At 57.8% G+C, this 22,362-nt stretch carries 17 protein-coding genes and 1 pseudogene; 5 read left to right on the forward strand and 13 right to left on the reverse strand.

All coding sequences use genetic code 11. The features are described 5' to 3' along the window. Nucleotides 1-46 precede the first annotated feature (46 nt). The 4 genes from QUE89_RS09105 (at nt 47) to QUE89_RS09120 (ending at nt 4,615) form a co-directional block, all read left to right on the forward strand. A complete protein-coding gene (locus QUE89_RS09105; RefSeq protein WP_041338343.1) occupies nt 47-1,132 on the forward strand; it encodes a microcin C ABC transporter permease YejB in 1,086 nt (361 codons plus the stop codon). Next, a complete protein-coding gene (locus tag QUE89_RS09110; protein WP_286219790.1) occupies nt 1,129-2,157 on the forward strand; it encodes an ABC transporter permease in 1,029 nt (342 codons plus the stop codon). The genes QUE89_RS09105 and QUE89_RS09110 overlap by 4 nt, the downstream gene beginning before the upstream one ends. A 1-nt stretch (nt 2,158) precedes the next feature. Continuing rightward, entirely contained in the window at nt 2,159-3,763 is a 1,605-nt protein-coding gene (locus QUE89_RS09115) for an ABC transporter ATP-binding protein (protein ID WP_286219791.1), read from the forward strand. 66 nt (nt 3,764-3,829) lie between these two features. Next, entirely contained in the window at nt 3,830-4,615 is a 786-nt protein-coding gene (locus QUE89_RS09120) for an enoyl-ACP reductase FabI (protein ID WP_286219792.1), read from the forward strand. Nucleotides 4,616-4,674: 59 nt separating this feature from the next. Here the strand turns inward: QUE89_RS09120 and QUE89_RS09125 are convergent, their stop codons facing one another. Both QUE89_RS09125 and QUE89_RS09130 read right to left on the reverse strand, forming a co-directional pair. Next, the gene (locus tag QUE89_RS09125; RefSeq protein ID WP_286219793.1) at nt 4,675-5,088 is read right to left on the reverse strand and encodes a PilZ domain-containing protein; all 414 of its coding nucleotides are present in this window, start codon (nt 5,086-5,088) and stop codon (nt 4,675-4,677) included. Between the two features lie 18 nt (nt 5,089-5,106). Next, a complete protein-coding gene (locus tag QUE89_RS09130; RefSeq protein ID WP_286219794.1) occupies nt 5,107-6,930 on the reverse strand; it encodes a DUF1631 family protein in 1,824 nt (607 codons plus the stop codon). Nucleotides 6,931-7,102: 172 nt separating this feature from the next. On the opposite strand from QUE89_RS09130, the gene QUE89_RS09135 reads away from it, so the two are divergent. After that, the gene (locus tag QUE89_RS09135; protein ID WP_286219795.1) at nt 7,103-8,179 is read left to right on the forward strand and encodes a 3-deoxy-7-phosphoheptulonate synthase; all 1,077 of its coding nucleotides are present in this window, start codon (nt 7,103-7,105) and stop codon (nt 8,177-8,179) included. 97 nt (nt 8,180-8,276) lie between these two features. On the opposite strand, the pseudogene cobA reads toward QUE89_RS09135, so the two are convergent. From cobA to accD, 11 genes and pseudogenes are all read right to left on the reverse strand, one after another. After that, nucleotides 8,277-9,026 (reverse strand): annotated as a pseudogene (cobA, locus tag QUE89_RS09140) (uroporphyrinogen-III C-methyltransferase); the annotation flags it as partial. A gap of 101 nt (nt 9,027-9,127) precedes the next feature. Continuing rightward, on the reverse strand, nt 9,128-10,402 hold the full coding sequence (gene serS, locus QUE89_RS09145; protein WP_286219797.1) for a serine--tRNA ligase: 1,275 nt from the start codon (nt 10,400-10,402) through the stop codon (nt 9,128-9,130). A gap of 89 nt (nt 10,403-10,491) precedes the next feature. Beyond that, nucleotides 10,492-11,829: a replication-associated recombination protein A gene (locus QUE89_RS09150; protein ID WP_286219798.1), complete on the reverse strand. Its 1,338-nt coding sequence runs from the start codon at nt 11,827-11,829 to the stop codon at nt 10,492-10,494. Continuing rightward, on the reverse strand, nt 11,829-12,488 hold the full coding sequence (lolA, locus tag QUE89_RS09155) for an outer membrane lipoprotein periplasmic chaperone LolA (protein ID WP_286219799.1): 660 nt from the start codon (nt 12,486-12,488) through the stop codon (nt 11,829-11,831). Before lolA ends, QUE89_RS09150 begins: the two co-directional genes overlap by 1 nt. A 12-nt stretch (nt 12,489-12,500) precedes the next feature. Beyond that, nucleotides 12,501-15,101, reverse strand: coding sequence for a DNA translocase FtsK (locus QUE89_RS09160; protein WP_286219800.1), 2,601 nt, complete (start codon nt 15,099-15,101; stop codon nt 12,501-12,503). A gap of 6 nt (nt 15,102-15,107) precedes the next feature. Beyond that, nucleotides 15,108-16,349, reverse strand: a complete 1,242-nt coding sequence (locus tag QUE89_RS09165; protein WP_286219801.1) for an O-succinylhomoserine sulfhydrylase — start codon at nt 16,347-16,349, stop codon at nt 15,108-15,110. Nucleotides 16,350-16,379: 30 nt separating this feature from the next. Further along, the gene (gene purF / locus QUE89_RS09170) at nt 16,380-17,906 is read right to left on the reverse strand and encodes an amidophosphoribosyltransferase (protein ID WP_286219803.1); all 1,527 of its coding nucleotides are present in this window, start codon (nt 17,904-17,906) and stop codon (nt 16,380-16,382) included. 34 nt (nt 17,907-17,940) lie between these two features. Continuing rightward, entirely contained in the window at nt 17,941-18,510 is a 570-nt protein-coding gene (locus QUE89_RS09175; protein WP_203300713.1) for a CvpA family protein, read from the reverse strand. A gap of 92 nt (nt 18,511-18,602) precedes the next feature. Next, on the reverse strand, nt 18,603-19,304 hold the full coding sequence (locus QUE89_RS09180) for an SPOR domain-containing protein (RefSeq protein WP_286219804.1): 702 nt from the start codon (nt 19,302-19,304) through the stop codon (nt 18,603-18,605). Between the two features lie 107 nt (nt 19,305-19,411). Next, nucleotides 19,412-21,418 carry a glutamate ligase domain-containing protein gene (locus QUE89_RS17355; RefSeq protein ID WP_353506778.1) on the reverse strand — a complete coding sequence of 669 codons (2,007 nt, stop codon included), beginning with the start codon at nt 21,416-21,418 and terminating at the stop codon, nt 19,412-19,414. Continuing rightward, on the reverse strand, nt 21,399-22,328 hold the full coding sequence (gene accD / locus QUE89_RS09195; protein WP_203300711.1) for an acetyl-CoA carboxylase, carboxyltransferase subunit beta: 930 nt from the start codon (nt 22,326-22,328) through the stop codon (nt 21,399-21,401). The genes QUE89_RS17355 and accD overlap by 20 nt, the downstream gene beginning before the upstream one ends. Nucleotides 22,329-22,362 lie beyond the last annotated feature (34 nt).

Consider the following 22,362-nt stretch of genomic DNA (forward strand, 5'->3'; position numbering starts at 1 on the left):
AGGAATTCTCTTCCAAGGGACTCTCTGCTAAGGAATTCTGCACTAAATGGGCATATACATACTTCGAAGGCTGGCGCTGATTATCCCGACGCTGATCGGGATAATGCTGTTGAACTTCGTGATTGTTCAGGCTGCCCCCGGAGGCCCGGTTGAACAGCTGATCGCCGAAATGGAAGGCCACGGCGGAAGCGCACTGGCCAGGGCATCCGGCGGCGATTCCGGTGCTGAGGTGTCCAGCGCCTCGGGTGACAGTCGCGGCTCTCGTGGCATTCCCGAGGAACTGCTAAAAGAGATCGAAGTCATGTACGGCTTCGACAAGCCCGCCCATGAACGCTTCCTGAAAATGCTGGGCGACTACGCCACCTTCAATTTCGGTGACTCCTTTTTCCGGGAGAAGAGCGTCACAGAGCTGATCCTCGACAAGATGCCGGTGTCTATCTCCCTGGGGCTCTGGTCGACACTGATCATCTACATCATTTCCATTCCCCTGGGCATCCGCAAGGCCGTCACGGATGGATCGCGATTCGATGTCTGGAGCAGCTCCGCCATCGTCATTGGCTATGCCATTCCCGGCTTCCTATTCGCGATCCTGCTGATTGTCCTGTTTGCCGGTGGCAGCTACTTCGACTTCTTCCCGTTACGCGGGCTGACCTCGTCCAACTTCGACGAACTCACTTTGCTGCAGAAGATCGGGGACTACTTCTGGCACCTGGCCCTGCCAGTAACGGCCAATGTCATTGGTGGTTTCGCGACCCTCACTCTGCTTACCAAGAACTCGTTTCTGGACGAAATCAGCAAACAGTACGTGGTGACGGCCCGTGCGAAAGGCCTGGACAACAAACAGGTGCTGTACGGCCATGTGTTCCGCAATGCCATGCTGATCGTGATTGCGAGCCTGCCGGGCGTGCTGGTGTCCCTGTTCTTCACCGGGTCCCTGCTCATTGAGGTGATCTTCTCATTGGACGGGCTTGGCCTGCTCGGCTTCGAGGCGGCCCTGAACCGGGATTACCCGGTGATATTCGGCACGCTGTACATCTTCACTCTCATGGGACTCATCCTGAAGCTGATCAGCGACATCACCTATGTGCTGGTTGACCCTCGTATCGACTTTGAAAGCCGGGAGGGAGCATGAGCAAGCTCTCTCTAACTCCCATCCAACAGCGCCGGCTACGTAACTTCCAGGCCAATCGGCGTGGGTTCTGGTCACTGTGGGTGTTTCTGGCGCTGTTTAGCCTGTCACTGGCGGCGGAGCTAATTGCCAATGACGCGCCACTGGTAGTCTCCTATCAGGACACGCTCTATTTTCCGGTGGTGGAGTCGGTTCCCGAAGAAACCTTTGGTGGCTTTCTACCCACTGAAGCCGATTACCGCGATCCTTTCATTGCCGACTCGATCGAAGCGGATGGCTGGATTGTGTGGCCACCCATCCGGTTCAGTTACGACACCATCAATTACGATCTGGAGGTGCCCTCTCCGGCGCCACCCAGCCTGGAGAACTGGTTGGGAACCGACGACCAGGGCCGCGATGTGGCTGCCCGGGTGATCTACGGCTTTCGCATCTCAGTGCTATTCGGTCTCACCCTGACCATAGCCAGCTGTATCGTCGGCGTAGCGATCGGTGCAATTCAGGGTTATTACGGGGGCAAAACCGATCTGCTCGGCCAACGCTTTATTGAGGTCTGGTCCGGATTACCGGTCCTGTACCTGCTGATCATCCTGTCGAGTATCGTGCAGCCGAACTTCTGGTGGCTGCTGGGCATCATGCTGCTGTTCAGTTGGATGGGGCTGGTCGACGTGGTGCGCGCGGAATTCCTGCGAGCGCGGAACTTTGAGTACGTGAAAGCAGCCCGGGCGTTGGGCTTGGACAACCGCAAGATCATGTTTCGGCACATCTTGCCCAACGCCATGGTCGCCACCCTGACCTTCCTGCCGTTCATCCTTACTGGCGCGATAACCGGACTGACCTCCCTGGATTTCCTGGGATTTGGCCTGCCATCAGGCTCACCCTCCCTGGGTGAACTCATCGCTCAGGGCAAGGCCAACTTGCATGCACCCTGGCTGGGCATGTCTGCGTTTGTTTCGCTTTCCGTCATGCTGACCTTATTAGTGTTCGTCGGTGAAGCCGTGCGCGATGCTTTTGATCCGAGAAAGAGCTGATATGAAGGACCTGCTGCGTATCTCTAATCTGTCTATCTGCTTTGACCAGGGGCCACCGGTGGTCGATTCCCTGTCACTGGCCATTCGCGCGGGCCAGACATTAGCCCTGGTGGGCGAAAGCGGCTCAGGTAAGTCCATCTCTGCCCTGTCAGTGCTGCGCCTTCTGGATGAGCGCCACGTCCGGTACCCCACGGGCGAGATTCACTTTCAGGGCGAAGACATCCTGAAGGTCAGCGAAAAACGCCTGCGCCAGATCCGCGGTCGGAAGATAAGCATGATTTTTCAGGAGCCGATGACGTCCCTGAACCCTCTGCACACGGTGGAAAAGCAGATTGGAGAAACCCTGGCGCTGCACAAGGGCCTGCGCAACTCAGCGGCCAGGAAGCGCTGCATCGAACTTCTGGAACTGGTTGGAATCCGGGATCCCGAAAGCCGGCTTTCGAGCTATCCCCATCAGTTGTCCGGTGGCCAAAAACAGCGGGTGATGATTGCGATGGCCCTCGCCAACGAGCCGGACCTGCTGATTGCCGATGAGCCCACCACGGCCCTCGACGTGACGGTCCAGAAGCAGGTCCTGGAATTACTCCGGGACCTGCAGGCCAAGCTCGGCATGGCGATCCTGATGATCACCCACGATCTCACCATTGTCCGTCGCTACGCGGACGAAGTGGCGGTGATGGAACAGGGCAAGCTGGTGGAGCATGCCGACACCGAAACGCTGTTTGCCAACCCCCAGCATCCATACACCTGCAAACTCCTGGATGCCGAGCCACCCGACGCGCCCCTGGCAATCTCGGGGACCTCCGAGCCCTTGCTGAAGGTGTCGGATCTGGATGTTCGCTTCACCACCCAAAAATCCCTGTTTGGCAAAGTGAAAGATTCTTTTCACGCGGTCAAATCCACCAACTTCAGCCTGGATCGAGGTGAGACCCTCGGGATCGTGGGTGAAAGCGGCAGTGGCAAAACCACCATCGGCCATGCCCTGCTAAAGCTGACCTCCAGTTCTGGCGGCATACAACTAGCTGGCGAAGAGCTGGGCTCGTTGACCCAGAAACAATTCCGGCCCTGGCGTAAGCGCATTCAGATCGTTTTTCAGGATCCTTTCGGCAGCCTGAGCCCACGCATGTCGATTGCCGAGATTGTTCGGGAAGGCCTGGAAATCCACGATCCAGATACCACCGAGGCCCACGAGCAACGGGTGATCCGCGCACTCCAGGACGTTGGCCTGGATCCCAATGCCCGTCATCGCTACCCTCATGAGTTTTCGGGTGGTCAGCGCCAGCGAATTGCCATAGCCCGGGCCCTGGTTTTGCAACCAGACCTGATCATTCTGGACGAGCCTACTTCGGCGCTCGACCGCACTGTCCAGAAGCAGGTTATTGAGTTGCTGCGGGATCTTCAGAGCCGCTATGGTCTAAGCTATATCTTTATCAGTCACGATCTGGCCGTGGTTCGGGCACTCAGTCACAAACTGTTGGTACTGCATCATGGTGAGATCGTAGAGTATGGCAGCGCTGAGGACATATTCCGGTCGCCGACCCAGCCCTATACTCAGGAACTTCTGAGTGCTGCCTTCTTTTACCAGCAAACTTCTACGACCAATTGAGTGTTACCCGGAGCCATTGTGTTCAGGGATAATGCCTCGAAATCAGGAATACAGGGAGATTTACCCATGGGAATACTCAGTGGCAAGAAAGCACTGATCGTTGGCGTTGCCAGTAAGCTGTCGATTGCCTACGGCATTGCCGAAGCGTTTGCCCGGGAAGGTGCCGAGCTGGCATTCACCTACCAGAACGAAAAGCTGCAACCTCGGGTGGAGAAGTTCGCCGAGCAATGGGGCAGCAAGCTGACTTTCCCCTGTGATGTCGCCAGTGACGAGGAAATCGAGCAGGTCTTTACCGAGCTCAACAAGCATTGGGACCACATCGACATCATCGTTCACGCCGTTGGCTTCGCGCCGGGGCACGAACTGGACGGCAACTACGTTGATGTAACTACCCGTGAGGGCTTCCGTATTGCCCACGACATCAGCTCCTACAGCTTTGTCGCCCTGGCAAAAGGCGCGCGCGGCATGATGCACGAAGGCAGCTCACTAATTACCCTGAGCTACCTGGGTGCCGAGCGGGTACTGCAGAACTACAACGTGATGGGACTGGCCAAAGCCTCTCTCGAGGCTAACGTGCGCTACATGGCCGCCAGCCTTGGCCGCGACGGCATCCGGGTGAACGGCATTTCCGCTGGCCCGATCAAGACGCTGGCAGCATCCGGCATCAAGAGCTTCCGCAAGATGCTGGCCGAGAACGCCAAGCGGGCGCCATTGCGCCGCAACGTTACCATCGATGAGGTGGGTAATTCTGCGGCCTTCCTGGGCTCGGATATGTCCAGCGGTATCACCGGTGAGATCATGTACGTGGATGCCGGCTTCAATATTACCGGAATGGCAGAAATGGAAGACTGACGTCAGATCAGATCGACGCTCACGAAAAAGCCGGCTCCTTGCCGGCTTTTTTGTTGGTGCTAGTCGGCCGCCATCGCAATCGCCACCGCCTCGACCCACTCCACGTAGGCGGTTTCGTCCGACTGCAGGATCTGGGCGCCAACCAGGAACTCAGACTCATAGGGGCGGCACCAAACCACTTCCAGCATCAACGAGAACTCCTGATCTGTTTCACCCAAGCCAACCCAAGCAGGTAACAGCGCACCCAGGGACACCGGCTCCTTTGAGAACAACGACATTCCCCGGGCCGATATATCGCGGATTCGACACGCCAACTGTCGCCCACCGGAACCCTCCCCTTCGGCCGAACCGGGCAGAGCAGACTCAAGCTCCAGAGTAGCATGGGCGGTTGCGGTGAGGCGGTAGTCCGCACGATTGTCGGGCACCTGTGTGCCCTGCCCAGGATTGCCAAATTCGTAGTCTGCATCGGTCATTATTGTTATACCTTCCTATTAGTTTCGGCCGACCCGGATTCGACCCACGACGCGACTCAGTGTGTCATCAAATTCTGCCGCACTACCTAATACCCGGATTTTGCCAGATACGATACCTTCCACCAGTTGATTCTCGATGTACTCCCGGCGATTAAGACCAAGCCTATCGACGAAAACGAGTTTTCGAGAGGCATTGATCCGCACCGCAAGTTTCAGCCGAATCGGGTCCTCGTCGGCCTGGTCCGGAGTGACGACGATCCAACCACCCAACTTAATCCCGTCCACCTGAGCCTGAGCCAAGAGTGTCTGCTCGCGCTTCAGACGCTCCTGCTCGGCACGTTCGTCCTCGAGCCGCTGCTGCTCCGCCAACTCACGCTGGCGACGCAACTCTGCCTCTCTGGCCGCCTCTTCGACCATCCGCGCCTGCTCGGCGGCTTCCCGCTCGCGCTTGAAAGCTTCGGCACGCTCCCTTGCGTCTTGGGCCGCTTGCTCACGTTGCTCTCGCTGTTTCGCGCATACGGTCGCCAGCACGGTCACAGTATCGGTCAATACCTGACCAAAGGGAGTCAACGTCGGTAGCGGTCGAAGGTCGCTTTGAGTTCGAGCGGATTCAAATTCTGCCCAGGGTTGCAGGCCAAGTTTTACCCCGGCGCCATTGGTCCAGAGGATTTCAGCGGTATCTTCCAGCAACGCAAAGAAGAACCGTCGCTGCTCCCGGCGACCTTCGCCTTCAACAAACCAGCCTCCTTCAAGGCCCCCGGCACTGCCGGGCTGAACCCCGGAAAATCCCAGCCAACTACTGTCCCAGGGAAAAGCCTGTGGCTTGGGCAGCGCCTCTGCCAGCTCCGGTGTTTCTCCCCGAAGCCTGGAAACCATGACGTTCTCGATGCCTGCCAACGCTTTTGCTTCAAGGGCCTGACCGAAGGTTCGGCTCCAGACATCCATCAGTCGATCGCCAATCTGCTCACCAACGGTGTAGAGCCGATTGCGGTCCTTATCAGACAGCGACGGATCGCCGACCCAGACCAGCCACTCAAGTAGCTTCGAGCCATGGCGACAGCCCTCACCTTCGACTCCCGATGCCCAGATCGCCTGTTTCAGAAGCCGATACCAGTAATCCAGGATAAACGCTGTAATTGCCGGTGGCAGCATACGGCCCTGCAGAGCTCGCCCGATCAAGGCCCGGGCAGTCTGATCAGCACGGCGCTGACGGGCGGCCCCCTGTTCGGTCTCCAGCAACCGCCGCCTCAATTTTCCGGTTTGGGCATTCCGCTTTTCGGCATCCTGCTGCCACTGTCGGCAGAACTCCTCGACAGGCGCAGCCTCGCCCGACTCGAAACTGCTGGAAACGGCGATGACCAGGGCATCCAGCTGATCAAGCAGCACGCGACTCGAGCGCCCGCCGGAATCACTCCAACCCCGCCACTCTTGCAGGCTGTCGAGCCAGTCGGTGAGCGTGTCACTAAAGGCATCCGCCCCTTCAAGATTCATCCTCCAGGCCAAATAGAAACGCAATCGGGCAACGCGACGGGCAAGTTCAGGATGCAGTCCACTGGTTTTCAGGAACACGTCCATGATGCGATCAGCAACATAGGCGGCGTTGATCTGCATGGACGACCAGTCGAGATGAACGGAGCGGATGACATGAGTAACGCGCTCATCGCGCTGCTCAACCCAGCATGATGACAACAGTGGGCGCCAATCGCTAACGGATTCCGGTGCGACCTTGCCGACCGGGTATGGCAGATCCGGGACACGAATGCCGGAAAGCACGTCTCCAATTTGTCCGGAAACCGCCTTGCGACTCGCACTACCCTGCGGTTTTTGCCGGTTCTGTGACATCCGTTCCCCATTCGTAAGAAGCGTTGAAAAGGCCTACCAAATAACGCAGTATAACCACCTCCCTGGGGTTATTCACACCGGATTCCCGGGGCTTTGGCACCAATCTGCAACTTCGTTGGCATTTGTTCGTCCAATGGAGATGCAACGATCAGAATCGGGGATAAAGAACAACATGTCGGGCAATAAACTAGAGAACCTGAACGTGGCCAGCCAGGAACCACTTATCACTCCTGAAGCACTCAAGCAGGAGATGCCACTCTCCGACGCCGCAGCCGAAACCGTGGCCAAGGGCCGCCAAGCCATCTACGACATCATGGATGGCAAAGACCATCGTCTGTTCGTCGTCATTGGCCCCTGCTCCATCCACGATGTGGAAGCCGCGCGTGATTACGCCCAGCGCCTGAAAAAACTGGCGGACGAAGTCAGTGACACCCTTCTGATCGTGATGCGCGTCTATTTTGAAAAACCTCGGACAACCGTCGGCTGGAAGGGTCTGATCAACGACCCGCACCTGAACGACACCTTCGACATTGAACAGGGGCTCCACATTGGCCGCCGCCTGTTGCTGGACATCAACGAGCTAGGTCTGCCGGCCGCGACTGAAGCGCTGGATCCGATTTCGCCCCAGTATCTCCAGGACACCATTGCCTGGTCAGCCATTGGCGCCCGGACCACTGAATCCCAGACGCACCGGGAAATGAGTAGTGGGCTTTCTATGGCTATCGGTTTCAAAAACGGCACCGACGGCAGCCTGGATGTCGTTGTAAACGCCATGAAATCGGTATCGCACCCGCACAACTTCCTTGGCATTGACCAGCAGGGCAAGGCTGCCATTATCCGCACCAAGGGCAACAACTTTGGTCATGCGGTTCTGCGTGGCGGTGGTGGTAAGCCCAACTACGATTCTGTCAGCGTCGCGCTGTGCGAACAGGCTCTGGAAAAAGCGAAGCTGCGTAAATCGATCATGGTGGACTGCAGCCACGCCAACTCCAATAAGGATCCTGGCCTGCAACCGTTGGTGATGCAGGACGTTACCCACCAGATTCTGGAAGGCAACAGCTCCATCCAGAGCCTGATGATTGAAAGCAACATTAACTGGGGCAGCCAGTCCATTCCTGACAATCTGGACGACCTGAAATACGGCGTATCAGTAACCGACGCCTGCATCGACTGGCCGACCACCGAGAAGGCCATCCGGGAAATGCGGGACAAGCTGAAAGATGTCCTGCCTGGCCGCAAGATCGGCTAACCGGACATTCGAAACATAAAAAAGGGGAGCCAATCGGGGCTCCCCTTTTTTGTTTATGGCTGCCGATACTGATCCAACCCTACCCCCAACCCGCGATTCACTTGCGCTCTGGCAAGCCGCCGACCCAATCCAGCCGATCGCGCAGCGCAACAACATGGCCGATGATGACCAACGTGGGCGGCTGAACATCATCCGAGCCAACCCGGGCAACAATGGTTTCCAGAGTGCCTGAGATGACTTTCTGGTCTGGCGTAGTGCCCTTGGATACCAGCGCCACCGGCATATCCGGAGACATGCCGTGACCGATCAGCTGCCGGCATATAATCGGGAGGCCAACCAACCCCATGTAGAACACCAGGGTCTGGTTGTTCTGCACAAAATCCTCCCAGGGCAGATTGCAGCTGTCGTCCTTCAGATGCCCGGTTACAAACCGCACAGACTGGGCATGATCCCGATGGGTCAGCGGGATACCAGCGTAAGCCGCGCATCCCGATGCGGCGGTAATGCCGGGAACCACCTGAAAACGCACGCCCGCAGCCGCCAGGGTCTCAATTTCCTCGCCCCCACGGCCGAAGATAAACGGATCACCACCTTTAAGCCGCACCACTTTGTGGCCCGCTCGTGCCAGATCCACCAGGCGCTGATTGATCTGATTCTGAGGCAAGGTGTGATTTGACCGCTGTTTGCCAACATGAATCCGTTCAGCGGTTTCAGGTATGAGCGCCAGAATCTCCGGCGATACCAGTCGGTCGTAAAGCACCACTTCGGCTGCAGAAATCAAACGCCAGGCTTTCAGCGTCAACAACTCCGGATCCCCGGGGCCGGCACCCACGAGGGCGACTTCACCGGCAGAGCTGTTGGGATTGTCGGTTACCGGGTTTACCCGGTACCGAATTGGTGCGGGCGTTGCACCAATGCCCTTCCCTGGTGCATTTTCTGGCTGATCACTCATTGGATTCGGTCTAGACCTCCCATGTACGGCTTGAGTACGTCCGGAATCAGGATGCTGCCGTCGGCCTGCTGGTAGTTCTCCATCACGGCGATCAGGGCACGGCCCACCGCCAGGCCAGAACCGTTCAGGGTATGCACTGGCTCAGGCTTTCCGGTTTCCGGGTTACGCCATCTTGCATGCATGCGCCGTGCCTGAAAATCACGGGTGTTGGAGCAGGATGAGATTTCGCGGTACTTTTGCTGCCCCGGCAACCAGACTTCCAGATCAAACGTTTTCGCCGCGGAGAAGCCCATATCGCCGCCACACAGAGTCATTACCCGGTACGGCAACTCAAGCAGCTGCAGTACTTTCTCTGCGTGTCCAGTCAGGGCGTCCAGCGCCTGGTCGGAATCTTCCGGGCGCACCACATGCACCAATTCCACTTTATCGAACTGGTGCTGCCGGATCATACCCCGGGTGTCGCGGCCGTAGGAACCAGCTTCGCTGCGGAAACACGGGGTATGACAAACCATCTGCAACGGCAACTCTTTGGCATCGAGAATGCTGTCGGCAACCAGGTTGGTGGCAGGCACCTCTGCAGTCGGGATCAGGTACAGCGGATTATCCCCTTCCATCTTGAAGAGGTCGTCCTCGAACTTGGGCAGCTGTCCGGTGCCATAAAGCGTTTCGGCATTGACCAGGTACGGCACGTAGGTCTCGGTGTAGCCATGCTCGCCGGTGTGCAGGTTGAGCATGAACTGCGCAAGCGCTCGGTGCAGCCGAGCCACAGGGCCACGCATGACCGCAAAACGGGAATGGGCAAGCCGGCTGGCGGTCTCAAAATCCAGACCCTTAAGCCCCTCACCGAGCGCCACGTGGTCTTTGGGTTCAAAATCCAACACTGCAGGCGTGCCCCAGCTGCGAAGTTCAACATTGTCGTCTTCGCTGTCCCCGGCAGGAACGCCTTCGTCCGGAAGATTGGGAATGCCAGCCAAAAACGCGGTCAGCTCTTCCTGCAGCAACCGCAGCTCGTCTTCTGCTTCGGACTTCTGCTTTTTCAGGCTCTCAACCTTGTCCAGCAGCGGCTGGATATCCTCACCAGCGGCCTTGGCCTTGCCAATCGACTTCGACTGTTTGTTCTGCTCGCCCTGAAGTGTCTCGGTACGCACCTGGAGTGCGCGACGGCGTTCCTCAAGCTGCTCGAAGGTGGCGGTATCAAAGGTGAAATTCTTGATGGCCAACCGACGGGCGATCTCGTCAGTCTGAGTACGGACACGTTTTGGATCGAGCATGGTTATCCTGACTATTCCGGTTTGCGATGTGTGAGAAATGACGGGACATTATACCTGCACTGAGGCTCGTGGCTACCTCGCCGCCAGGCTCAGGAGTAGCGCTTTCGGGTGCTTTCGGCATTGCGCTGGTTCAGGCGCTCGCGCTTTTCCGCCAGTTTGATTTCGAGCCCGCGATTTACCGGCTGGTAGTACCGACGCTGATGAATCGCTTCGGGCAGATAGGATTCGCCGGCAGCAAAGGCCTCCGGCTCGTCGTGGGCGTAGCGATAGGATTCGCCGTGCCCCATGGACTTGAGAAGTTTGGTGGGTGCGTTACGAAGGTGCACAGGCACTTCGTAATCCGGGTCCTGCCGAATGTCCGCCATACAGCGGTTAAAGGCGCTGTACACGGCGTTGCTCTTGGGACACATGGCCAGATAGGTAACCGCCTGGGCAAGGGCCAACTCGCCTTCAGGCGACCCCAGACGCTCCTGGGCGTCCCAGGCATCCATACTTAGCTGGAGAGCCCTCGGATCGGCGTTTCCGATGTCCTCACTGGCAATCCGTACCAGCCGTCTTGCTGCGTATAACGGGTCGCAGCCCCCATCAAGCATCCGGCACAGCCAGTACAGTGCTCCGTCCGGGTCCGAGCCGCGCACCGATTTGTGCAGCGCAGAGATCTGATCGTAAAAGACATCCCCACCCTTATCGAAACGACGCAGGCTGGTTTGCATGACCTGCTCGAGCTGGGCCTCCGAGACGGTGTCGCGGCCCTGCTCATCCGGTTCCGCCAGGTCTGCGGCCACCTCAAGGATATTCAGCGCCCGACGGGCATCGCCGCCGGCAGCCGTAGCCATCATCTCCAACACTTCTTGAGGCACCGTCAGGCGCCCGGCAAAGCCGGTGTCTGACTCCAGGGCGCGTTGGAGCAATCGAAGGATCTCGTCGTCCTCAAGATTCTTGAGCACGTAGACTCGGGTTCGGGATAACAGCGCGCTGTTCAGCTCAAACGACGGATTCTCGGTGGTGGCGCCAACAAAGATGAAAGTGCCATCTTCGATATGCGGCAGAAAAGCATCCTGCTGGCTCTTGTTAAAACGATGGACTTCGTCCACGAACAGCAGAGTATCCCGGCCTTCCGAGCTCTTACGGTGACGGGCGCGGTCGACAACTGCGCGGATCTCTTTGACCCCGCTGAGCACCGCCGAAATGGTTTCAAAACTGAGGTCACTGAGGTTTGCGAGCAGCTGGGCGAAGGTGGTTTTACCGACCCCCGGCGGCCCCCAGAGAATCATGGAGTGCAGCTGGCCCTGCTCTACCGCCCGGCGTAACGGCTTGCCAGGGCCAACCAGATGCAACTGGCCGACGTATTCATCCAGTGAGGCTGGGCGCATGCGCGCCGCGAGCGGTCGGAATCCGGTCTGTTCTTCGAACAGGCTGTCCTGCATCAGGCCCCTTCCCGGATGATGTCCACGCCTTCCGGGTAGTCCAGGGAAAAGGCGCTATCGTCCACGCTCTGGTTCAGTCGAATGTCGTCGAAGCTCAGGATGCTGAGCTGGGCCAGGGAATCCTGCATGCGCATTTCCTGCAGTTCGCCCTTGAAGAAGGTCAGGCGAAGGGACACAAACAGGGAATCCGGGTTCCGGGGCTCTAATGTATATTCCCGAGTGTTGTCGCCAATCGCCTTCAGGGACACCCTGTAAGTCTCATCCAGATTGCCGACCTCACCACTGAGCAGCAGTGCTGGAGTGGTTTGCACCCGTTCATCCAGCTTGTGGACAGTTACCTGTTCAAGGTCCGGGTCATAGACTTCAACGGTCTCACCATTGCTGACAATGAACTGAGACAGGGGCGCACTGGTCTCCCAGTAAAACAATCCGGGGCGTTTTGCCTTCAGGGCACCGCGGGTTTCCTGTACCCGATTGCCGTTCTCATTGACCACGATCTGAATAAAGCTCGCCTGGTACGACTCGTAACTCTTGAGCGCCGAGGCCAGTTTTCCGGCAGCATCGCGAGAATTGGCCGAATCATCAGCGGCGTTTGCTGACAGCGCAAAGAGAGCGACCAACGCCAGGGCAATAAGTTTAAAAAATGGGTGCTGTTGCATAGCGAACCGCTCCTAATCTCTTGGGGGTGGTGGTGCCAGCACTTCCCGGGCGCCATTGTGCCCGGCTGAGCTGACCACGCCAGATGCTTCCATGGCATCAACCAGGTTTGCCGCCCGGTTATACCCTATCTTGAATTTGCGCTGGACCGACGAAATGGACACCCGCCGGCCCTCGGTAACAAAGGCGACCGCCTCATCGAACAGGGCATCGCCCTCGCTGTCTCCGCCACCCTCTGTCAGAGTCGGAACGCCGGGCAGGTTTTCACCTTCCGCGCCGTTGAGGACATCGTCGACATAGACAGGCTCACCACGGGCCTTCCAGGCGCTGACCACGCGATGGACTTCATCGTCGTCCACAAAGGCGCCATGGACCCGCACCGGCAAGCCGGAGCCCGGCGGCAGGTACAGCATGTCACCGTGACCGAGCAACTGCTCCGCACCGCCCTGGTCGAGCACGGTACGTGAGTCGATCTTGGACGACACCTGGAACGACATCCGGGTCGGAATGTTGGCCTTGATCAGGCCAGTGATCACGTCCACCGAAGGCCGCTGCGTAGCGAGAACCAAGTGAATACCAGCGGCACGGGCTTTCTGGGCAATCCGGGCGATCAACTCTTCCACTTTCTTGCCAACGATCATCATCATGTCGGCGAATTCGTCGATGACCACCACAATGAACGGCAGGGTCTCCAGCTCCGGTCGCTCCTGCTCGTCGTTCGCCAGATATTCATCCGGCTTCCAGAGCGGGTCGAGCAATGGCTCACCGGCATCCCTGGCGTCTTTCACCTTCCGGTTGTAACCGGCGATGTTCCGGACACCCAGATTGGCCATCAGCCTGTAGCGGCGCTCCATCTCGGCCACACACCAGCGCAATGCGTTGGCGGCCTCTTTCATGTCGGTGACCACAGGCGCCAGCAGATGCGGGATACCGTCGTAGATGCTCAGTTCCAGCATCTTGGGGTCAACCATGATGAAGCGAACCTCATCCGGTGTCGCCTTGAGCAACATGCTCAACAGCATGGCGTTTACGCCAACGGACTTACCGGAACCCGTGGTACCCGCCACCAGCAAATGTGGCATCTTGGCCAGGTTAGCGACCATGGGGTTGCCGCCGATGTCATTACCCAATGCCATGGTGATGGGCGATGCGGACTCTGCGAAAACCCGCGCGCCAAGTACTTCGCTCAGGCGAACGATTTCCCGTTCCTCGTTGGGGATTTCGATACCCACAACAGACTTACCGGGAATGACCTCAACGACACGAACGCTTAGAACGGCCAGCGAACGAGCCAAATCCTTGGCGAGGTTAGAGATCTTGCTGACCTTGACCCCGGCCGCCGGCTTGATTTCGAAGCGGGTGATAACCGGCCCCGGATTGACCTCGACCACTTCCACGGAAACGCCGAAGTCGGCCAGCTTCTCCTCAAGCATCCGGGACATGTGTTCCAGGGACTCTTCGGAGTAGCCTCTCTCTTTGTGCTCCTCCGGAGGATCGAGCAAGCTCAGCGGTGGTATCGGGCTCTCGACGTCTTCCAATAGAGACGCCTGTTTGTCGTTTGTCTTCCCCTGTGCCGGTGGCTGTTCGTTCTTCTTGAACGGGGAAATCTTCAGTGATCGCCCAGCGGGCTGCTGCGCCTGCTCTGCGGACTTAGCCTTGGGCGATGGCTGAGGCTCCGCCGCCGACGCACTGTCATCACGTGAACTGAAGCTCTCAAGCCTGGCCGGCTCGGAATCGATATCGGCCGACAAGCCCTCAAGACCCGGTTCCTTGCGTTCTTTCAGAGCCTCGCCTGTGGGTTTTGCTTTCGCTTTGCCCGGACCGAAACCGGGAATGCGATGCCACCATCTCGGCCCCTGCTTGTCCTTTTTCTCAGCCTTGGGAGCTGGAACCCGGTCTTTAACAACGGGTGGCTCTGCCGATTTTTCCGGCGCCTTGGTGGGCTCTGGCTTGGCCTTCTTTTTATCAGGATCCGGGCTAAACATGTCTTTCAGGGCAAGGCCGAACCTGAGCGTCAGCCCACCGATCTGATCCATCAGCCAGAACCAGGAAAGCCCGGTGGTAACCGTAAGGGCGAACAGGAAAATGGCAATCAACAGAAGTGTGGTGGCAGGCAAATTGAAGAAGCGCACCATCGCCTCAGATACGGCAGTGCCCATGACGCCACCGGAGGACACACCGAGGCCAAACACCGAGTAAAGCGACAGCAGGCTGGTGGCAGAAAGCAGAATCAACAGGAAACCGCCAAACCGCATCATAAACAGCGGCCAGTGCAGATCCATGGAATCGTTGCGGCGCCGGATCAGCATGATCGCGTAGCCCGCGATCATCACCGGGAACAGATAGGCTACCTGCCCGAAGAAGTCCATGAACAGACTGGCCAGCCAGGCACCGGTGCGCCCGGCATAGTTCTGTACGCTGGTGTCGTGACCAATACTGGCCCAGCCGGGATCTGAGGGGCTGAACGTCACCAGTGCCATCGCGAAGTAGATGCACAGGGCAATCAACGCAATCACTGCACCCTCACGGGCGCCCTGTGCCGCCAAATGGCGGAAGCGTTGCTGTTTTTCGGTCAGCTCCTGCGGTGCTTTCTTCGCTTTAGCGGATTCGGCCATGAATACTCAAACGTTTCCATTGCTTGGGTTCTGAAGTGCCTGAAAGCCGCGAGCAAGATCGGTTTTCAGGTCTTCGACTGCTTCTATCCCTACGGAGATCCTTACCAGATTCTCGGTGATCCCCGCGGCATGCTTGTCTTCAGGCGACAGGCGACCGTGAGTTGTGGTGGCCGGATGAGTGATCGTGGATTTGACGTCACCCAGGTTGGCAGTGATCGAAATCATGCGCGTGGCATCGATAAACTGCCAGGCTTCTGTCCGATCGCCCTTCAGCCGGAACGAGAGAACACCCCCGAACCCGGATTGCTGCTGTTTCGCCAACTCGTGTTGCGGGTGACTCTCAAGACCCGCATAAAACACTTCCTCCACGGAAGGCTGTTCTTCCAGCCACAGCGCCAACTGTAGCGCATTGTCGCAGTGAGCACGCATACGAATTGGTAAGGTTTCCAGGCCTTTCAGGAACACCCAGGCGTTAAAGGGGCTCATGGTTGGCCCTGCGGAACGGAGGAAGCCGTACACTTCGTCCATCAAGGCGTTTGGCCCGACCACAACGCCACCAACACAGCGGCCTTGGCCGTCCAGGTACTTGGTCGCCGAGTGAATGATGATATCGGCACCATGCTCCAGTGGTCGCTGCAGGACAGGCGTACAGAAGCAATTGTCGACCACGAACAGGGCATCATTGTCGTGAGCCAGAGTCGCCAGTGCTTTCATATCCGCTACTTCACACAGCGGATTAGACGGTGTCTCGATGAACAGCATCCGAGTCTCGGGCCGCACCGCCTGTGTCCATTCATCCATGTTGGTGAGGCTGACGAACGACGTCTCGACGCCAAACTTTGCCATGTATTTCTGGAACAACACGTTAGTAGTGCCGAATACGCCTCGGGAGCAGACGACATGATCGCCAGCCTTCAACAATGCCATGCAGGTGCTCAGAATAGCGGCCATACCGGACGCCGTCGCTACCGCACGTTCACCGCCTTCCATCGCGGCAATCCGGCCTTCGAAAGCCTGGACTGTCGGGTTAGTAAAACGGGAATAGATATTACCGGGCTCTTCGCCACCAAAGCGGGCAGCGGCCTGGGCGGCACTGCCATAAACAAAACTCGAAGTCGGGAAAATCGGATCACTGTGCTCCAGCTCACCGGTACGAATCTGCCCTGCCCTCACCGCCAGGGTGTCCACGGACATACCTTCAAGATCCGATTCCGGAATCCAGACATTCTCTTCACGACGTAACGTCATGAGCTACTCCTGATTGCACGCACCGCGTGGTTAATCTTCGTCATTGTGCAGGTCGATGATGCCATTATCACCAGAATCTCCGCCCTGTTGCTTGGAGCGGCTGTCATCGTTGCGCGCATCTTCCAGGCGGTCCAGGTAGGCTTTGTCGACATCGCCGGTCACGTACTGCCCAGTGAAGACAGAACACTCCCAGCCCTCAATGTCCTCGTTGACGTCATTGACGCAGGTGATGAGGTCGTCCAGATCCTGGTATAGCAGCCAGTCTGCGCCAATCAGGTCCCGAATCTCTTCAACTGTGCGGTCATGGGCGATCAGCTCGCTGGCCGACGGCATGTCAATCCCGTAGACATTTGGGTAACGCACAGGGGGCGCGGCCGAGGCAAAATACACGTTGCGCGCGCCAGCATCCCGGGCCATCTGAACAATTTCCTTGCAGGTTGTGCCGCGAACAATGGAGTCGTCAACCAGCATGACGTTCTTGCCCCGGAACTCAAGATCAATCGGGTTCAGCTTCTGGCGTACCGATTTTTTCCGCATCTTCTGACCGGGCATGATAAAGGTACGGCCAATGTAGCGGTTCTTGATAAAGCCTTCTCGGAACTTCACTCCCAACCGGTGCGCCAACTGCATCGCAGAGGTACGGCTGGTATCGGGTATAGGCATCACCACGTCAATATCGTGATCGGGCCGCTCACGCAGCACTTTGTCTGCAAGGGTTTCGCCCATTCGAAGACGCGCCTTGTAAACCGATACCTTATCGATAATGGAGTCCGGTCGAGCGAAATACACGTGTTCAAAGATGCACGGGAACAGATGCGGGTCCTCTGCACACTGCTGGGTGTAAAGGGTGCCATCAGTTTCAATATACACGGCTTCACCCGGTGCGATATCCCTTACCAGGGTAAAGCCCGCTGCATTCATGGCCACGCTTTCCGATGCGATCATGTATTCCTTGTTCCCGTTGTCGTCCTCGCGAACGCCGTAGCAGGCCGGGCGAATTCCATTCGGGTCCCGGAAACCGACAATGCCATAGCCGGTGATCATCGCAATGACGCCATAGGCACCACGACATCTTTTATGCACGGCTCGCACAGCGGCAAAGATGTCGTCTTTGGTCGGATTCAGCTTGCCTAGCTTCTGCAACTCATGAGCAAAAACGTTCAGCAGAACTTCGGAATCAGAATTGGTATTGATGTGCCGAAGATCGGTCCGAAACAAATCCTCGCTCAGATCGTCGGCGTTGGTGAGGTTGCCGTTGTGGGCCAGCGTGATGCCGTAAGGGCTGTTGACATAAAACGGCTGCGCCTCGGCTGAACTGGAACTGCCGGCCGTGGGGTAGCGAACGTGGCCGATGCCGACATTGCCGACCAGACGACGCATGTGGCGGGTATGGAAGACATCCCGAACCAATCCGTTGTCCTTGCGGAGGTAAAAGCGCTCATCCTGAAAGGTAACAATGCCCGCTGCGTCCTGGCCCCGGTGCTGAAGTACAGTCAGTGCATCATAGAGCGACTGATTGACGTTGGAAGTGCTGACGATGCCGACAATGCCACACATGGATAAGGTGTTCTCCGAGTGTTAAAACTGAATGTTAGCTAGAGGTGGATGCAGGTGCCACGCCTTGCTGAAGTTGACTGCTGTCTGATTCCCGGTAGCTGTCCGAAGCCGGCCCGAGGAAACGGGCGAATTCATCGCCCAGTGTGCGCCGTGACCAGTCCTCGACCACCGCAAGCTTGTTGATCATGATCGACTCACGCCACCAGGTATCCTGTGCCAGCGGTGTGTAGCGGGTAAAGGCAATGGCGACGATGACAACCACGAGCCCGCGCAAGAGTCCGAAACCCATTCCCAGGACGCGATCCGTCGGGGACAGTCCGGTAGCCCGAACAAGATGGCCAATCATGTTATTGATGATGGCGCCCACAATGAGCGTGCCGAAAAAGAGAATCGCAAAGGCGGCAATCAAGCGCACCAACGGCGTTTCAACCGTGCTCTCCAGAAGGGTTTGCATTTGCGGGTGGAAGGTTCTGGCGAGTATAAACGCGCCTACCCACGTCACCAGAGACAAGGCCTCTCTCACGAAACCCCGCTTCAGACTGATGAGCGTAGACACTGTAATCAGGGCAATGATGACCCAGTCAATCCAGATCAGCGCTTCCATGTAAAACCCGGTGGAAAAAAGGAAGCGCAAATTCTATCAGGAATCGGCCCGCCACCAAACTGCCTGAGCCTTGGAAACTCAAGAAAAGAGGCTCATTTATCTCCGGTGGTCACCAGGCTGTTGAGACTGAAGGATTCGTCCAGGTCGCGCTTTGCAGCTTCGGCATCGGATTTACTGCTAAACGGACCGCTGAACACACGGGTCAGCGTAGTGTCGCCCCGCTCAACTTTCTGAAGATGAGAACCATAGCCTTTGTCACGCACCTGGTCCCGCAAGCGGCGAGCATTATCGGCATTGCCAAAACTACCTAACTGCACCACATAAGCACCGTCCAGTGACCGGGTAAATTCCGCGGACTCTGATTCTTTGCTTTGGCTGCCAGTGCTGTGCTCCGCCGCGGGTTCGGGCTCGGTAGCGACCTGCTCTGCGGGTTCATCGCGCGGGGCCGGGGCATTACTCATCGCAGCCTCGGATTCCTGAGCAACTTCTGACTCCGGCGCGCCTGAGAAAGGTTCAGCCTCCTCTTCCACCAGTCGGTAGTCTGGTGCCTCTCCTGAGTCATCCGATACCACCGATGGCTGTTCGGCGTTGTCAGGACGGGGCTCAGAATACGCCGGTGGCTCTTCGCGGTCAGATTCAGGAGCCGTCACTTCAGGAAACGGAGGCTCCTCCGGAATCTTAATGGTTGTCGAAGTTCGCTCGGAATGCGGCTCATCAAACAGCATCGGAACAAAGATAACCGCCAGGGATACAAGTACCAGCGCCCCGATTATCCTTTGTTTCAGTCCATCCACGATTCCAGGCTCCCGTTGGTTAGCGACGTACCACATTGGCGATAGCAGCAGATACTAACCGCCATCCTGACAGAACTCAAAGCAGCAGCGCCGGCCATGGAGAAAGTTTAAGACGCATCCGGCACACCCTGCCCTGCGAATTTGGCCAGAATATGGGCGATACGCTCGCGCATTTGGTGCCGATCAAGAACCATATCCACCGCACCTTTCTCGAGCAGGAACTGACTGCCCTGAAATCCTTCCGGCAATGTCTCCAACTCAACCTGTTCAATTAGTTCGGACCGGGCGTAGCCAGCCCGAGCATCTGGCTCGGCAATATTCAGGTCACCCAGCATCGCCAGACTGGCCGATACTTCGCCTGAAACCTGCTCGGTCATTACCGAGATGTACGGAAGACCTTCTTGCCTCATCCGCTCAAGAACCGCCGCCGCTTTCGCCATTTGCAATAACGCGCTAAGCCCCTCCTGAATCCGGGCGCCACCACTGGAAGAAAAACAGACCAGGGGGATTCTCCGCTCGATGGCTGCGGTTGCCGCTTGTACGAATTTGTCGCCAACCACCTCACCCATAGTGCCAGACAGGAAACTGGCCTCGAACGCGCAGGCAACAAGGGGCACGCCCAATGTGGTTCCCGTCATTACCAATAAGGCATCGTATTCCCCGGACGTCTGGTGCGCCGCATCGAGCTCATCCTGGTATCGGGCGGCACTCTCGAAGTTCAGCCGATCGGTCGACACCAGAGCGGGCGAAAGCTCCTCACGTCCCTCCTTATCAAGAAAGGAATCCAGCCGTTCTCGCGCGCTAATCCTTGCCAGCCGCCGACGGGCCTCCGCCACCGTAAAAAAGGACCCGAACACGATGATCAGGTCCTGTGGGCGTGCAATGGCCCGGGCCGCTGAAATCGCCTGCGAGACGGTTTCAGAACACTCACAATGAGTAAGCGCCGCGCTCTGAGCCCTCTCGCTAAGAACCTGGGCCGACAATCCTCGGGGCACGGAGAGTCCAGCCAGCCACCAATGATCCACGATGGGCTTCATGGCTTCCAGCACACCATTAACGTCTTTGTCGCCGAGAGCCGCGTAGACCGCAAAAACGCGGCGGCCGGGACTCTTCTCAGCTCCCACGCGACCCGCCAACCAGCGGGCAGCATGGGGATTGTGCCCAACATCAACAAAGACATCGGGCTGCACTGACATCCGCTCAAAACGACCCGGCACCCGGAGTTGCTGGAGCGCACGTTCCATGAGAACGGTATCCAGACCGGGCTCAAGGGTGTGCATCGCTACAACCGCCGCGGCAACGCTGGAGACCGGTAAAGGCCCGGAAGGCAGCGTAACGTCCCGTCCCCGATGAGTCAGCACCAGTCGAGCTGGCCTGTCATCCTGATCGGACTCTACCGGTTGCACCTGATAGTCCCGCCCTGCAAGCGCCAGATCCACCTTCTGCGCGGCCGCCTGTTGAAGCACCGAGCGTGGCGGCTCATCGTCGGCGCATACGGCGGGTATCCGGGGGCGCAGAACGCCAGCCTTTTCAAACCCGATGACTTCGCGGTTGTCACCGAGAAACGCCACATGGTCAATGTCCACGGAGGTAATAATGGCCAGGTCCGGATCCATGACATTGACGGCATCCAATCGACCGCCTAAGCCTACCTCGAGTAGCCAGTCGTCTACCCCCGCCTCCGCGAGCGCCACAAAAGCCGCCAGGGTTCCAAACTCAAAGTAAGTCAGGGAGACGCCCCGGCGGGCCGCTTCCACACGCTCAAAGACGGAGACCAGCGAAGCATCGTCGATATTTCGACCGTTCAGGCGAATTCGCTCGTTGTAGACTTCAAGGTGTGGCGAAGTATAGGCCCCGGTCGTTCGGCCCGCGGCCTGCAGCAACGCCTCCAGAGAGGCGACTGCGCTGCCTTTGCCATTGGTACCGGCGACGGTAATGATTCGGCCAGAGGGTTTACGGGGAAACAGTCGTCGCAAAACGACAAGCACTCGATCCAGGCCAAGATCAATTTCGGTGGGATGGAGTGCTTCGAGATAGGACAGCCACTGATCGACAGTGGCGCCAGCCCCCGGAGCAACCGGGGACTGGACGTTATTATTGCTCGGCGGGGGCATCAGCTTCCGGTTTTTCCGTTACTTCGAACTCGATGGGCGCCTCAGTTCCAGGGCGCTCATGACCGGTGAACTTGGCCAGCACATGGGCAATGCGTTCGCGCATTTGATGGCGGTGCAAGATCATGTCGATGGCACCGTGCTCAAGCAGGAACTCGCTGCGTTGGAAGCCTTCCGGCAATTTCTCACGCACGGTCTGCTCAATCACTCGCGGACCCGCGAAACCAATCAGGGCATTCGGCTCTGCAATATTGAGATCCCCCAGCATCGCCAAACTCGCGGAAACGCCGCCAAAAACAGGGTCAGTCATCACAGAGATGTAAGGAATGCCCTCCTGCTTCATGCGCTCAAGCACCGCGGCCGTTTTGGACATCTGCATTAAAGACAGTATCGCTTCCTGCATCCGGGCGCCGCCACTGGCGGAGAAGCAGACCAAAGGAATCCGTTCGGCCAGTGCGACATTGGCAGCCTGAACGAATTTCTCGCCCACAACCTGCCCCATTGAGCCACCCAGGAAGTTGAACTCGAAAGCGCAGGCTACCAAGGGGACCCCGAGCGTGGTGCCCTTCATGGCGACCAGGGCATCCTTCTCGCCAGTTGTTTTCTGGGCGTGTGACAGCCGGTCTTTGTAGCGTTTGCTGTCTTTGAACTTCAGGCGATCCCATGGCTCCAGATCGGCTGCAATTTCATGCCGATCTTCAGGATCCAGGAAAACATCAAGTCGACGGCGGGCGTGGACCCGAAGATGATGATTACACTTGGGGCAGACGTCGAGATTCTTCTCAAGCTCTGGCTTGTACAAAAATGCACCGCACTTGGGGCACTTCTTCCATAGGCCTTCCGGCACACCGGTTCGTTGCTTGGATTCCGAGCGAATCTTGCTCGGCATAATCTTGTCCAGCCAGTTACTCATGATTTCATCCTGTCCTTTGATGCCAGTTGGCCTG

This window comes from Marinobacter sp. LA51 (assembly GCF_030297175.1).
In the GTDB taxonomy this organism is placed as follows: domain Bacteria; phylum Pseudomonadota; class Gammaproteobacteria; order Pseudomonadales; family Oleiphilaceae; genus Marinobacter; species Marinobacter apostichopi.